This window comes from Streptosporangium jomthongense, assembly GCF_042650425.1.
Taxonomy (GTDB): Bacteria; Actinomycetota; Actinomycetes; order Streptosporangiales; family Streptosporangiaceae; genus Streptosporangium.
In genome coordinates, this window is record NZ_JBHSBC010000015.1 from 63,395 (window position 1) to 77,280 (window position 13,886).

The window sequence follows — 13,886 nt, forward strand, 5'->3', positions numbered from 1 at the left end:
CGATGGCCGACATGTGCTTTTCGGTTCCACAACCAGAGGGATGGTTCGACAACCAGAGAGATGGCGTGGTAAACACCGCCCTTGACCGAGATCGAACCCCCGATTGAGCACTCCCTGTAGTTGAGTGGCCGCAAGATGTAGCAGGATGGCCATCGACAACAGGGACGACGCTTAAGGGGGGCGCTATGGCGGGGTTTCTTCTCCGCAGGCTGCTCAACTATCTGGTGCTCATCGTCGTCGCCACGAGCCTGGCCTACATGCTCGCAGCCTTCGCGCTCGACCCCCGCTCCAACTACGAGGGCCGCAACCCGCCGATCCCGGAGGCGGTCATCGACGCGCGGCTCACCGAGCTGAACCTCAACGACCAGACGCCGCTGGTCGAGCGCTACCTGACCTGGGTCGGCGGCCTCGCGCACGGCGACTTCGGCAAGACGGTCACCGGCGGGCCGGTCAACGACGACCTCGGGCGGCGCGTCGGCGTCACACTGCGCCTGATCACCGTGGGGGTGGTCCTCGGCAGCCTCACGGGTGTGCTCGTCGGCGCGTACGCGGCGGTCAGGCAGTACGGCGTGTTCGACCGCCTCGCGACCGGGGCCTCCTTCGCCGTCCTGGCCGTTCCGACGGTCGTGCTCGCCAACATCCTGATCATCGGCGCGGTCTCGTTCAACGACCTGACCGGCACCCAGGTCTTCCTGGTCAGCGGTGAGACGACGCCCGGCCTTGAGGGCGATCTCCTGACCCACCTCACCGACCGCCTGCGGCACCTGATCCTGCCCACGCTCTCCCTGTCCCTGGGGCTGATCGCCGTCTACAGCCGTTACCAGCGCAACATGATGCTCGACGTGCTCGGCGCCGACTTCGTCCGCACCGCCATGGCCAAGGGGCTGCGGCGCCGTACCGCGCTGGTGCGGCACGCGTTGCGCACCGCGCTGATCCCGGCGGTCACCTACTTCGCCTTCACCTTCGGCGCGCTGCTGGTCGGCACGACCTTCACCGAGAAGATCTTCGGCTGGCACGGCATGGGCGAGTGGCTGGTCGACTCCATCTCGACCAACGACGTCAACACCGTCGCGGCGATCAGCTGTTTCGCGGCCTTCGCGGTGCTGGTGGCCTCCCTGGCGTCCGACGTTCTGCACGCGGTTCTCGACCCGCGCGTGCGGGTGGGGTGAGGGGAAGCGATGGCCATCACGGACGAGCGGTTCGCCGAGCAGGAGGCGAGCGTCGCGGGCATCACGGCGCCCTCCAGGCTGCGGGTGGTCGCGGGACGTTTCTTCGGCTCCTTCCAGGGCCGTGTCGGGTTCGCCCTTCTGGCGCTGCTGTTCCTGCTGGCCTTCGCCGGGCCGTACGCCGGCCGGTGGGGTTACACCGACAAGGACTTCATGGCCTTCCTGCAGCCGCCCTCGGGCGAGCACTGGTGGGGCACGCTGCAGACCGGCGCCGACGTGTACGCGGTCACGCTGCGCGGCATGCAGAAGTCGCTCATCGTCGGGCTGCTGGCCGCCGTGGTCGGCACGACCCTGGCCGCCGTGGTCGGCGCCTTCGCCGGATACTTCCCCGGCTGGGCCGACCGTGCGCTGACCTGGCTGACCGACCTGCTGCTCGTGCTTCCGGCCTTCCTGATCCTGGCGATCATGTCGCCGCTGTTCGCGGGAGGCCAGTGGCCGCTGTTCGTGCTGCTGCTGGCGATGTTCCTCTGGATGGTCACCTCGAAGATCGTCCGGAGCATGACCGTCTCGCTCAAGGAGCGGGAGTTCATCCAGGCCGCCAGGTACATGGGCGTCCCGCCGGCGAGGATCATCTTCCGGCACATCATCCCGAACATGTCCTCGCTGCTGGTGGTGGACGCGACGCTGAACGTCAGCACCGCGATCCTCACCGAGACCTCCCTGTCCTACTTCGGCTTCGGCATCCAGCCCCCCGACGTCTCGCTGGGAGGCCTCATCGCCGACGGCGCGCAGACGGCCGTCTACGCCCCGTGGACGTTCTGGTTCTGCGCCGGGCTGTTGATCGTCACCGTGCTCGCGGTGAACCTGGTCGGCGACTCCCTGCGCGACGCCTTCGACCCCGCGACCAGAAAACCCGCGACAGGAAAAGGAGCACGGTGAGCGAACGCGAAGAGCGCCGGGTGGGGGTCTTCCCCGTGGGAAGGTTCCCCCTCTCGCAGTTCCACGGCCTCATGGCCAGGCAGGAGAGAGGGGGGCGTCACCGGCGTCGCGCCCTTCCTGTGCCCGCGGCGCCCACCGGCCCGGTTCTTGAGGTGACCGACCTCGACGTCACCTTCGGCACGGGGGCGGGCGCGGTGCACGCCGTACGGGGGGTCGGCTACTCGGTCAACCCGGGGGAGGTGCTCGGCATCGTCGGCGAGTCGGGGTCGGGGAAGTCTGTCGCCTCGCTGGCCGTGATGGGCCTGCTGCCGCCACAGGCCCGTGTCACCGGCTCGGTACGGCTGCTCGGCAGGGAGATACTCGGCGCCACGGAGAAGACGCTCACCGCCTTTCGCGGCAAGGCCATCTCCATGGTCTTCCAGGACCCGCTGTCGGCCCTGACGCCCGTCTACCGTGTGGGCGACCAGGTGGCCGAGGCCGTACGGATCCACCAGCGGGTCTCCAGGCAGCAGGCGGCCAGGCGGGCCGTCGAACTGCTCGACCTGGTCGGCATCCCCAACGCCGCGCAGCGCGCCAGGGCCTTCCCGCACGAGTTCTCCGGGGGCATGCGCCAGCGCGCGGTGATCGCGATGGCGATCGCGAACGACCCGGACGTGATCATCTGCGACGAGCCGACGACCGCCCTCGACGTCACCATCCAGGCCCAGGTGCTCGAAGTGCTCAAACGGGCGCAGCGGGAGACCGGGGCGGCGATCGTCATGATCACGCACGACCTCGGAGTCGTCGCCGGGTTCGCCGACAGGGTCATGGTCATGTACGCCGGGCGACCCGTCGAGGTCGGCTCCGTCGACGACGTCTACTACAGCTCACGCATGCCGTACACCATGGGGCTGCTGGGGTCGGTTCCCCGGCTCGACGAGGGCGGGGACCAGCCCCTGGTGCCCATCGCGGGCAGTCCGCCCTCGCCCGCCGCGCTGCCGCCGGGCTGCCCGTTCGAGCCACGCTGCCCGATCGCGGTGCCCGTGTGCGCCGAGGCGGAGCCCGCGCTCGGCGAGGCCGGCGCGCCGGACCACCTGGCGGCCTGTGTCCGCGCGGGAGAGATCGAGGCCGAGGGCTGGTCGCCCGCCGAGGTCTACCGGGTCGCGGAGCCCAAGGCCCGGCCCGAGGAAACGGCCGTCGCGGTACGGCCCCGCGGCGAACGCGAGGTGGTGCTGGCGGTCGACGGGCTGACCAGGAACTACCCCCTGCTGAGAGGGGCGCTCTTCCGGCGCAGGGTCGGCACGGTGCACGCCGTCGACGGCATCAGCTTCGACATCAGGCAGGGCGAGACGCTGGGCCTGGTCGGTGAGTCGGGTTGCGGCAAGACGACCACCCTGATGGAGATCCTGGAGCTGGCCAGGCCGCAGCGCGGCGCGATCGTGGTGCTGGGACACGACACCTCGGCTCTCGGCGCCCGCGAGCGGATGGCCGTCAGACGCGACATGCAGGTCGTCTTCCAGGACCCGCTGGCCTCGCTCGACCCCAGGATGACCGTCTACGACATCATCGCCGAGCCGTTGCGGGCGCACGGCGTCAAAGACCCCGGCCCGAGGATCCAGGAGCTCCTCGGCCTGGTAGGGCTGGACCCCGGTCACGCCGGGCGCTACCCGCAGGACTTCTCCGGCGGCCAGCGCCAGCGGATCGGCATCGCCAGGGCGCTCGCCCTGGAGCCCAGGCTGGTGGTGTTGGACGAGCCGGTCTCCGCCCTCGACGTCTCCATCCAGGCGGGCGTGGTCAACCTGCTGGAGAGCCTGAAGCGGCGCCTGGGGCTGTCCTATCTGTTCGTCGCGCACGACCTGGCCGTGGTCCGGCACATCGCCGACCGGATCGCGGTCATGTATCTCGGCAGGATCGCCGAGATAGGCCGGGTCGGCGCGGTCTACGACGCCCCGATGCACCCCTACACCCAGGCGCTGCTCTCGGCGGTCCCGCTGCCCGACCCGCGCAGGGAACGTTCCAGGAGGCGAGTCCTGCTGGAGGGCGACCTGCCGAGCCCGGCGGAACCTCCCTCCGGGTGCCGCTTCCGTACCCGCTGCCCCTTGTTCAGGACCCTCGACGAGACCGGCCAGAGCCGATGCGTGAACGAGGAGCCCCAGGTCCGGCCGGTCGGCGAGGACCACGGCGTCTCCTGTCACTTCGCCGAGAAGGTCGAAGTCGTATAACCCTGGAGGAACTGTGACAGCAATCCGGCGTGTGGGCGTGTGCGCCACCGCGCTGACCATGGCGGGCTCGCTGGCCCTCACCGGCTGCGGGGGCCAGGGGGGAGCCAGGGGAGGCGGTCCGAGCAGCGACGGCGACGAACGCGGGACCACGATCAAGGCCTACGACATCAACCCGCTTCCCCGCGACAGGGTCAGGGACGGGGGCCTGCTCCGGGTGGGCATCAACGAGTATCCGGCCAACTGGAACCTCAACCACGTCGACGGCAACCTGGCCATGGTCAAGAAGGTCGTCGACGCGCTCATGCCCTCGGCGTTCCGCTCCAACGAGAAGGGCGAGATCTCGGCGAACACCGACTACCTGCTGGCCGGGAAGGTCACCGAGACCAAGCCGAGGCAGGTCGTCACGCTGACCCTCAACCCGCGCGCCAGGTGGTCGGACGGAACCCCCATCACCTGGGAGGACTACCGGGCCCAGTGGCGGGCGATGAACGGCTCGAACCTCGACTACCGGGTTTCGAGCACCACCGGCTACCGCGACGTCGAGGACGTGGCCAAGGGCAGGAACGACCACGAGGTGGTCGTCACCTTCGCCAAGCCGTTCGGCGACTGGCAGTCCCTGTTCGGCCCGCTCTACCCGAAGAGCACGAACGCGACCGCGGAGACCTTCAACACGGCCTGGCTGAACCGCGTCCCGGTCACCGCGGGGCCGTTCAGGTTCGTCTCGTTCGACCAGACGGCCAAGACCATCACGATCGCCAGGGACGAGCGCTGGTGGGGACAGCGGGCCAAGCTCGACAGGATCATCTACCGGGCTCTGGAGAACGACGCCCTGATCGGCGCCTTCAGCAACGGCGAGCTGGACACCTTCGACATGGGGCCGTCCGCGCCCGACTACGCGCGGGCCAAGAGCAGCCAGGGGGCCATCGTCCGTCAGGCGGCGGGGCCCGACTTCCGGCACTTCACGCTGAACGGCGAGAGCGCGGTGCTGTCCGACGTCAACGTCCGCAGGGCCGTGGCGATGGGCATCAACCGCCAGGCCATCGCCCAGTCCGACCTGCAGGGGCTCGACTGGCCCATCGTGCTGCTGAACAACCACTTCTTCATGAACACCCAGGAGGGCTACCGCGACAACGCGGGCGAGGTCGGCGTCTACGACCCCGAACGGGCCAGGCGGCTGCTGGACGCCGCGGGCTGGCGGCTGTCGGGCCAGACCCGCGTGAAGGACGGCCGCGAGCTGAACCTGCGCTTCGTCATGCCCTCCGGCCTGCAGGTGACCAAGTCCGAGGCCGAGATCACCCAGAGCATGCTGGCCCAGATCGGCGTCAAGGTCACCCTTCAGGCGGTGCCCAGCGACGACTACTTCACCAAGTACATCATCCCCGGCAACTACGACATCACCGCGTTCGCCTACATGGGCACGCCGTTCCCGGTCTTCAGCGCCTACGGCCAGTACGTCAACGCCGTCCGCGACGCGAAGGGCCAGCCCCAGTGGAACGCCAACCTCGGCCGCATCGGCTCTGCGGAGATCGACGCCGCGATGAACAAGGCGACCGGAGACCTGGGGGACGCCCAGGCCATCGCGGACACCAACGCCGCGGACAAACTGATCTGGGACGCGGTCAACGTGGTGACGCTCTACCAGCGCCCGCAGAACGTGGCGGTCAACAAGAACATCGCCAACTACGGGGCTCGCGGCTTCTACGATCTGAAGTACCAGGACATCGGTTTCGTCAGATAGGGGTCCCGGGCGGGATTCTGTCGGGGGGAGACGATAGAAGTCTTTCCATGGTTCTCTCCACGACCTGGCCCCAGGTGCTCGCATGGCGGCTGAGACGGCAGTTCGTCGACCCGGCCTCGGGGCCGGACGCGGTGTCCGTCGTCCGCCGCCTGGCGGGGGTGCAGGCCCAGGTGGCCTCCTCCGCCGAGCTCGCCGTCGCCGTACGGCGCGCGGACCCGCGTCCCGGTGAGGTCGGCGAGGCCCTGTGGCTGGACCGCACGCTGGTCAAGACCTGGACGGCGCGCGGCACCCTGCACCTGGTCCCCTCCGACGAACTGCCCGCCTACACCGCGGTCCTCGGCTCCTTCCGCAACTGGGAGAAGGCGTCGTGGCAGCGCGGTCACGGGGTCACCGCCGATGAGGTCACGGCCATCCTGGAGGCGGTCCCCAAGGCGCTCGAAGGACATGTGCTGACCCGCGACGAGCTGGTCGAGGCCGTCATCGAGGTCACCGGCGACGCCCACCTGAGACAGGCACTCACCTCGGGCTGGGGGGCGCTGCTCAAACCGCTGAGCTTCCTCGGCGAGCTGTGCTACGGTCCGCCGCGCGAGGGCCGCGTGACCTTCGTCAGCCCCCGCGACTGGGTGCCCGGCGGGCCTTCGGCGCCGCTCTCCCGCGACGAGGGCGGTGTCCGCCTGGTCAGGTCCTTCCTTGGCGCCCACGGCCCGGGAACCCCGGAAACCTTCAACGTCTGGCTCTACCGGGGCGTCGCCCCGAAGACCGTGCTGCGGGGCTGGTTCCGCGATCTCGCGCCGGAGCTGGCGGAGATCGAGGTGGACGGTCGCCCCATGGTCGTGCTCGCCGAGCACCTCGACGACCTGATGGCGACCGCGCCCGCGACCGGCGTCCACCTGCTGCCGGGCTTCGACCAGTACATCCTCGGTGCTCCCCGCGATCTCGAACCCCTTCTGCCGGCGGAGGCGAAGGCCAAGGTCAGCCGGGCCGCCGGGTGGATCTCCCCGGTTGTGGTTCACCAGGGCAGGGTCACCGGGGTCTGGCAGGCCAAGGACGGCGTCATCGATCTCGACCTGTTCGAGGAGGCCCCCGCCGCCGCCCTGGCCCAGGAGATCGAGCGGGTCGCCGCCCTGCTGAGATGACTCCTCACAGGGGAGGCAGGCGCTCCAGGAGGAAGCGCACCCGGTCTCCGGGGCGGAGCTGGGCCGCGACGGGCAGACAGGCCGAGGTGAGCACGGCGATCACCGGATACCCCCCGGTCGGGGGGTGGTCGGCCAGGAAGACGATCGGCAGGCCGTCCGGCGGCACCTGGACGGCCCCGGTGACCACCCCTTCACTGGGCAGCTCCCCGGGGCGGGCCCGCGGCAGCGGCGCGCCGCCGCCCAGCCGTACGCCGACCCGGTTGCTGTCCTGGCTCACCACGTACGGCTGCGCGCACAGCACCCGCAGGGCGCCGGGGGCGAACCAGTCGTCCCTGGGCCCGGCGACGACCCGCAGGACCTCCCGGGACGCGGCGGAGGACGAGACGGGGGGTGCGGCGTCCACGGTGAGGGCGGGCAGGTGCCCGGCCGGCCCGACCGGCAGCCTGTCGCCGACGCCGAGCGGGGCGGGGCCGAGACCGGACAGGGAGTCCGTCGAGCGGCTGCCCAGCACCATGGGCGTGTCGAGCCCGCCCCGGACCGCGACGTAGGTCCGCAGCCCGGCCCGGGGAAACGCCACCCGCAGCTCACCGAGCGGCGGAACCCAGAACGGCGCCAGCATCGCCGGCCTGACCGTCGTGCCGTCCACGACGACCTCCAGCGGGCAGTCGGCCCCGGCGACCGAGACCCACGCCCCGGCGGTGAAGCGAAGCCGGGCGCCGCCGAAGGTCAGCTCGATCCCGGCCGCTCCCTCCGGATTGCCCACCAGACGGTTGGCCAGACGCAGGCTCGGCGCGTCCGCCGCCCCTGAGCACGGCACACCGAGATGAGCGTGGCCCGGACGGCCGAGATCCTGCACGGTGGCGTACGGCCCCGCCGCGATGACCTCGATCATGACGCGGTGACGGCCTCGAACCTGACCCGGGTCCCCGGCGTGAGCAGGGCGGGCGGGTCGGCGTTCACGTCCCACACCACCACGGCGGAACGGCCGAGCAGCCGCCAGCCGCCCGGAGAGGCCGAGGGATAGACCGCCGAGTACGGCCCCGCCACCGCGACGGACCCGGCGGGCACCGAGGTCCGCGGTGTGGTGAGCCTGGGCACGTGCAACACGGGGTCGAGCCCGGTGAGGTAGGCGAACCCGGGAGCGAACCCCAGCCAGCCGACGACGAGCTCCCGCCCGGTGTGCCGTTCGACGACCTCGGAGGGGGAGAGCCCGGCCAGGGCGGCGACCTCCTCCAGATCGGCTCCGTCGTAGATCACGGGGACCGTCACGGCGCGCGCGTCCGGGAGGTCCCTGGCGGCCTGCCCGGCGGAGGCCGTACCGAGCAGGCGGGACAGCTCGGGCAGCAGCCGGGACGGATCGGCGCCGGGCGCGCTCACCAGGACGGTCTCCGGGCCGGGAACGATCTCGGCGACGCCGGGCAGGCGCCGGGCCCGCAGCAGGGCGTCGAGGCGGTGTGAGGCCTCAAGCGACCCGGTCTCGACCAGCAGCGCGTGCTCTCCGGCCCTGCGGATCACCCCGGGCCGCCCGCTCACCCGAACGCCCGCAGGGTGACCCCCGCCGCGGCCAGGGCGTCACGTACGGCCCGTGCCAGCGCCACCGCGCCGGGGGTGTCGCCGTGCACGCAGATCGACCTGGCGCCGACCGCGACCTCCGAACCGTCGACGGCGGTGACCGTCCCCCTGGTGGCCATCCGCACGGCCCTGGCCGCGACCTCGTCGGGATCGTGCAGCACCGCGCCGGGAGCACGCCGGGAAACCAGGGTTCCCTCAGGGGTGTAGGCGCGGTCGGCGAAGGCCTCGGTGACCGTGACCACCCCCTCCCGGGCGGCGATCTCGTGGACCACGGAACCGGGCAGGCTGAGCAGGGGCAGCCGTTCGTCATGGTCGGCGACGGCCGCGACGACGGCCTCCGCCTGCTCGCGGTCACGGCAGATCCGGTTGTAGAGCGCGCCGTGCGGCTTGACGTAGGAGACCCGCCCGCCCATGGCCCTGGCGATGCCGTCGACCGCGGAAAGCTGGTAGAGCACCTCGGCGCACAGCTCCTCGGGCTCCACGTCCATCTCGCGGCGCCCGAACCCGGCCAGGTCACGGTAGGAGACCTGGGCGCCGATGAGCACCCCCCGGTCCACCGCGGCGGCACAGGTGCGGCGGATGGTCAGCGGGTCGCCCGCGTGGAACCCGCAGGCGATGTTCGCGCTGGTCACCACGTCGAGCAGGGCCGTGTCGTCACCGAGCCGCCAGACACCGAAACCCTCTCCGAGGTCGGCGTTGAGGTCGATCACCATGGCTCACCTACACCGGAGGCTCGTCGGGAATGTCAGCGATGTCGTCGAGGGCGATGGAGAGCTCCTCCGGGTCGTCGCCGATCCGCTCGGCGATCTCGATCAGCACGTGCAGCACGTCGTGCCGGTCGTGACCCAGGTCGAGCAGCCGCTGGGCGGCCTCCCACAGCTGCGGGGGATCGCCCTCCCAGAGCCTGCCTGCGATCTCCTCGTGCCAGGCCAGGTGTTCGTCGTAGTCGGGCCGGTCGAGTTCGCCCGCGTGGTCGATGCCCAGCAGGATCCTGCGGTCCGCCTCGTCGGAGGGGTTGAGCAGGTCGAGCTTGATCTCACCGTGCGTGCCCTGCAGGAACGGGAAGGCGAAGACCCTGCGGGCCAGCGCGGACAGGTCGCCGTCGGGCAGCAGCCGTTCGAGCAGGTCGCGGTCGAGCCCGAAGGTGGTCGGGTCACGGTAGGCCTCGGCGAACCTGGCCGTGGCCTCCCAGATGCCGTCGAGCGTGGCGCGCAGCCCCCGGTCGGCCAGCCCGCTGCGCCGCGCCGCGAACCGAGCCCACGCCCCCAGCACGTACGGCACGGCCTCCTGCTCGGCCGGGGTGAGCAGGACCTTGCGCGGCAGCCAGTCGAGCAGGAACGTCTGGCACTTGGTGGGACTGACCCGCAGCGGCCTGCCGAAGTCCTGGTCACAGCCGTAGTCGATGATGTGGTCGGCGCATCGCGAGGCCGCCGACGGGTCGGAAAGGTGCTCGGCGGCGTCGGAGGAGAGGAACTCCGCCGCCAGCATCGCCCTGCGGTCGCGGCTGTAGGGGGCCTCGCTGTGCAGCGGGGCGGGCCGCTTACGGCCTGGCGGCAGCGCCTTGATCCGGGCGCGGGCGAAGGCGTGGTAGGCGCTGTAGCTTTCGCTGACCGGGAGGTTCGCCCTGCGGTCGCCGTACTCGGCGGTGGCCTTCATGGCCGATTCAAGCAGCGCCCTGGCCTGCTGCGGCTCGATCTCCTCGAACCTCAGCATGGGGTTGGCCCCGGCCTCGGTCCTGGCCTGGTCGAGCAGTTTGTCCACGTGGGAGGAGACCCAGGCGTCGCGGGCGATGCCCCGCATGTTGTAGTCGACGACCATGACCAGCGCGTGGCGGTCCTCGTCGTTGTCCGCGCCCCGGTAGCCGAAGGTGCACACCACCGTGTCCTGGTCGCCGTAGGCGTCGCGGGAGACGTAGCAGCCGGTCGGTTTGACGACGCCGAGACGCTCGGCCCAGCGTGGTTTGGCCACGCCGCGTTCGATGAGCGCCAGGGCGGCGCCCTCCGCCTTCGCGGCCTGACGGGCGGTGCCGAGGTAGGCCAGAGCGATCAGCAGGGTCAGCGCGGCGGGGGAGCCCGCCTTGGCGGCGTAGTCGACCAGCCCTTCGCCGAGGACCTGCTCGGCGTCCCCGCCCCGCAGGCGACGCCCCCACCAGGCCCCGACCATGTCGGAGACCATGAGCTCGGCGTCCAGCGGACTGCGCACCGCCAGCAGCTCCCTGGAGGCGAGCAGCATCTCGGCGAACACCTCGTCCGGGGACTGGTTCTCTCTCGGGTGCCGCCGGTGCCGCCGGTTCAAGCCGCCCCCTCCGTCGGCGGCATGGGACCGGTGCAGTGCCGACCGGCTCGCTCGCCCTGCTCGCTCACGTCCCAACCTTCTCGCGTCCCCGGGCCGAACGGCGCGTGGAAGACGGCCCGATGATCCCGATGTTACCGGGGACTCCGCGGTGGCGGCGCTGAGTTGACGAGGGCGAGCAGATGCTCGCGGGCGACGCGTTCGACCACCTCGGGTGTGGCCTCGATGCCGAGGTGCTCGGCGCGGGCTCGGGCGTCGGCCACGCGGCGGTCCACGGTGCCCGGCGGGACGGTGGGGAACTCGGCGGCGAGACCCGCGCTCACCCGGTCGCGGGACGCGCGCGGGCCGTCAAGGCCTGTGGCGAGAGCGGGCATGGCGTCGCCTTCCTCCGGCTTCTCCGGAAGGTGATCCCCAGGTGGACGACGGGGACGTGCGTTCCCATTCCACAACGTATCGCCTGGGTGTCAACCCTCCTGAGACCGTGTTGGCCGATGTTTGCGAGGAAGAGGTGCGAGGTGAGGCGTGTCTTGACTGGATTTGTCGACTGGGGAGTAAACCACTGTCCCCGAAGGGGGAGCCAAATCGGGAATGAGTCAGTAGCCTGATCTTCCCTGGGACGCTCGCGGAGACGAGGTGGGCAGTTGTCGGGACGGTCCGGCTTGATCCTGCTAGGGTCCTGGCCGCAAACGTTTGAACGCGCCGGAGGCGACCGCCCCGGTGTTTCGGGAGGGCGGTGGGAGCGACATCGGGCCCCGGCCGACGCCGGCCCTTCGGAGCGGGTGACCGCGCCGCGCGCGGAACGCTCCCGGGCCGTCTCGTCCGTGGCCGTCCATGGGCAGGGCCCACCGGACGCGCCGACCGCATCATGGGCGGGGCTTCCGTCCGCCCCCGCCCATCGCCGATGATGTACTGCAGGATCCGGTCCCCCGGAGCTGCGCTACGCCAATTCGCAAGTTTGGAGATGTGCCTCGTGGGAGACCCTGGCACGCGACGGAGGTGCCGACCATGAGCGCCGAAACCTCCGTGCCCCGTCCCCGGAAGTCGGGTGTGGACATCTCGGACTCCGGCCTGCTGCAGGGCCTGCTGTCGCAGTCGCCGTTCGCCTTCGCGTTCTTTGACCCCGAGGGGCGTTTCCACCGGGTCGACGAGGTCTTCACCGATGTGGTCGGCCTGCCCGCCGAGCGCCTGGTCGGCCGGACGCCCGGCGAGATGCTCTCCGCCGACCTGACCGCGTTGATCGAGGGGTCGGTCCGGGCCATCGCGGAGGGCGCGGAGGTCGAGGGGGACCAGCGCATCCGGGTCAGGACGGCGGACGGGGAGACCCACCACTGGTCTCTGACGTTCTCGCCCGTCCATGACGACGAGGGGACGCTCAGGGCGGTCTGCCTGGTCGGGGTGAACATCACCGAGAGCCGTCAGGTCGAGGAGGACCTGCGGCGCAGCGAGGAGCGCTACCGCTCGCTCGTCGAGGCGCAGTCTCAGCTCGTGTGGATCACCGCCCCGACGGGGGTCGTGCTTGAGGACGCCCCGCAGTGGCGGGCCATCACCGGTCAGGGGCTTGAGGAGTACCTCGCCCACGGCTGGCTCGACGCCGTCCACCCCGACGACCGCCAGTACACCGAGGAGGCGTGGCACGAGGCCCTCCGCGGCCGGACCATGTTCGAGTGGAGCTACCGGGCCCGCACCAGGGCCAGCGGCTACCGTCACTTCGAGGTGCGCGCCGTCCCGATTATCCGGCACGGACGGGTGGTCGAGTGGGTCGGCGCGAACACCGACGTCACTCCGCAGCGCGAGGCCGAGGAGATGCGCGGCAGGCTCACCGACCAGCTCGGCGCCGCCGCGCTGCGTACGGCCAGGCTGCAGGGCGCCACGGCCATACTCGCCGAGGCGCTGACCGTCGAGCAGGTCGTCCAGGTCATCATCGACGTGGGCCGTACGGCGCTGGCGGCCGATCGCTCGGCCGTGGCGCTGCTCGACGTCGAGCGGGCCGCGCTGAAGCTGGTCAACAACGGCGGCATCCCCGACATCCCCGGCGCGCCGGGCGAGGAGATCCCGCTGGCGCACTCCAGCGTGATGACCATGGCGGTCAACAGCCGTCGCCCGGTCTTCGCCGAGTCGCCCGAGAGCCTGCGCGCCCAGCTCGTCGACGCCGGGGCCGACGAGGAGGCCATCGGCGACTTCCTGACCCACAGTGACGAGCGGGCCTGGGTCGGCCTGCCGCTGCTGGCCGCGGGGCGTGCCCTCGGCGCGCTGCGTTTCTCGTTCACCAGGCCTCAGAAGATATCCCAGGAGGACGGGGTCTTCCTTGAGGCGCTCGCGGGGCAGTGCGCCCTGGCCGTCGAGCGGGCGACGCTCTTCGAGCGTGAGCACCGTACCGCCGAGACGCTGCAGCGCAGCCTGCTGCCCGACCGCCTGCCGGTGGTCCGGGGCCTGGTGCTGGCCCAGCGCTTCCGCTCGGGAAGCCGTCACGTGCAGGTCGGCGGCGACTGGTACGACGCGTTCGTCCTGCAGGACGGCAGGGTCGCCGCGGTGGTCGGCGACGTCATGGGCAAGGGCGTCAAGGCGGCCGCGGGCATGGGCCGCATCCGCAACGCCATGCGGGCGCTGGCGCTGACCAACCCACCGCCCGCGGCGGTTCTCACGGGTCTGGACAGGGTCTTCGAGGCGACCGAGGAGGAAGAGCAGGTCACCACCCTGGCCTACATGGTCGTGGAACCCGGGACCGGTGAGGGCACTCTGGCCCTGGCGGGGCATCCACCGCCCCTGCTGGTCTCCCCGCAGGGCGTGCCCCTGCTGTGTGAGGGCGAGCCGGGAACGCCTCTCGGCTGGCCGACGAGCCGTA

The 13,886-nt window shown here is 71.2% G+C and carries 11 protein-coding genes; 6 read left to right on the top strand and 5 right to left on the bottom strand.

The genetic code is table 11. From position 1 onward, the window contains the following. Positions 1 to 185 precede the first annotated feature (185 nt). The 5 genes from ACFOYY_RS17365 to ACFOYY_RS17385 all read left to right on the top strand — a co-directional run bounded on the left by ACFOYY_RS17365 (position 186) and on the right by ACFOYY_RS17385 (position 7,180). Positions 186 to 1,169, top strand: coding sequence for an ABC transporter permease (locus ACFOYY_RS17365; RefSeq protein WP_386190301.1), 984 nt, complete (start codon positions 186 to 188; stop codon positions 1,167 to 1,169). Between the two features lie 9 nt (positions 1,170 to 1,178). Next, positions 1,179 to 2,105: an ABC transporter permease gene (locus ACFOYY_RS17370; RefSeq protein ID WP_362781785.1), complete on the top strand. Its 927-nt coding sequence runs from the start codon at positions 1,179 to 1,181 to the stop codon at positions 2,103 to 2,105. Between the two features lie 71 nt (positions 2,106 to 2,176). Beyond that, positions 2,177 to 4,306: a dipeptide ABC transporter ATP-binding protein gene (locus tag ACFOYY_RS17375; RefSeq protein WP_386190307.1), complete on the top strand. Its 2,130-nt coding sequence runs from the start codon at positions 2,177 to 2,179 to the stop codon at positions 4,304 to 4,306. Positions 4,307 to 4,319: 13 nt separating this feature from the next. Further along, the gene (locus ACFOYY_RS17380) at positions 4,320 to 6,044 is read left to right on the top strand and encodes an ABC transporter family substrate-binding protein (protein WP_352015887.1); all 1,725 of its coding nucleotides are present in this window, start codon (positions 4,320 to 4,322) and stop codon (positions 6,042 to 6,044) included. Between the two features lie 47 nt (positions 6,045 to 6,091). Then, complete coding sequence (locus ACFOYY_RS17385; protein ID WP_352015886.1) at positions 6,092 to 7,180, top strand: winged helix DNA-binding domain-containing protein; 1,089 nt, start codon at positions 6,092 to 6,094, stop codon at positions 7,178 to 7,180. A gap of 4 nt (positions 7,181 to 7,184) precedes the next feature. On the opposite strand, the gene ACFOYY_RS17390 is transcribed toward ACFOYY_RS17385, so the two are convergent. The 5 genes from ACFOYY_RS17390 to ACFOYY_RS17410 form a co-directional block, all read right to left on the bottom strand. Further along, positions 7,185 to 8,072, bottom strand: a complete 888-nt coding sequence (locus ACFOYY_RS17390) for a 5-oxoprolinase subunit C family protein (protein WP_386190302.1) — start codon at positions 8,070 to 8,072, stop codon at positions 7,185 to 7,187. Next, positions 8,069 to 8,713: a 5-oxoprolinase subunit B family protein gene (locus ACFOYY_RS17395; RefSeq protein ID WP_386190303.1), complete on the bottom strand. Its 645-nt coding sequence runs from the start codon at positions 8,711 to 8,713 to the stop codon at positions 8,069 to 8,071. The genes ACFOYY_RS17390 and ACFOYY_RS17395 overlap by 4 nt, the downstream gene beginning before the upstream one ends. Beyond that, positions 8,710 to 9,465 carry a LamB/YcsF family protein gene (locus ACFOYY_RS17400; protein ID WP_386190304.1) on the bottom strand — a complete coding sequence of 252 codons (756 nt, stop codon included), beginning with the start codon at positions 9,463 to 9,465 and terminating at the stop codon, positions 8,710 to 8,712. Before ACFOYY_RS17400 ends, ACFOYY_RS17395 begins: the two co-directional genes overlap by 4 nt. A 7-nt stretch (positions 9,466 to 9,472) precedes the next feature. After that, positions 9,473 to 10,984, bottom strand: coding sequence for a hypothetical protein (locus ACFOYY_RS17405; protein WP_386190308.1), 1,512 nt, complete (start codon positions 10,982 to 10,984; stop codon positions 9,473 to 9,475). Positions 10,985 to 11,178: 194 nt separating this feature from the next. Continuing rightward, positions 11,179 to 11,418: a hypothetical protein gene (locus ACFOYY_RS17410; protein WP_352015882.1), complete on the bottom strand. Its 240-nt coding sequence runs from the start codon at positions 11,416 to 11,418 to the stop codon at positions 11,179 to 11,181. Positions 11,419 to 12,049: 631 nt separating this feature from the next. On the opposite strand from ACFOYY_RS17410, the gene ACFOYY_RS17415 reads away from it, so the two are divergent. Then, positions 12,050 to 13,886, top strand: a 1,837-nt coding sequence (locus ACFOYY_RS17415) for a SpoIIE family protein phosphatase (protein ID WP_386190309.1), incomplete at its 3' end; no start/stop codon positions are given.

Coding starts and splice junctions, on each gene's coding strand:
- ACFOYY_RS17385 (WP_352015886.1), top strand. CDS start 6,092: ATGGTTCTCTCCACGACCTGGCCCCAGGTGCTCGCATGGCGGCTGAGA.
- ACFOYY_RS17400 (WP_386190304.1), bottom strand. CDS start 9,465: ATGGTGATCGACCTCAACGCCGACCTCGGAGAGGGTTTCGGTGTCTGG.
- ACFOYY_RS17375 (WP_386190307.1), top strand. CDS start 2,177: ATGGCCAGGCAGGAGAGAGGGGGGCGTCACCGGCGTCGCGCCCTTCCT.
- ACFOYY_RS17370 (WP_362781785.1), top strand. CDS start 1,179: ATGGCCATCACGGACGAGCGGTTCGCCGAGCAGGAGGCGAGCGTCGCG.
- ACFOYY_RS17390 (WP_386190302.1), bottom strand. CDS start 8,072: ATGATCGAGGTCATCGCGGCGGGGCCGTACGCCACCGTGCAGGATCTC.
- ACFOYY_RS17365 (WP_386190301.1), top strand. CDS start 186: ATGGCGGGGTTTCTTCTCCGCAGGCTGCTCAACTATCTGGTGCTCATC.
- ACFOYY_RS17410 (WP_352015882.1), bottom strand. CDS start 11,418: ATGCCCGCTCTCGCCACAGGCCTTGACGGCCCGCGCGCGTCCCGCGAC.
- ACFOYY_RS17405 (WP_386190308.1), bottom strand. CDS start 10,984: ATGCTGCTCGCCTCCAGGGAGCTGCTGGCGGTGCGCAGTCCGCTGGAC.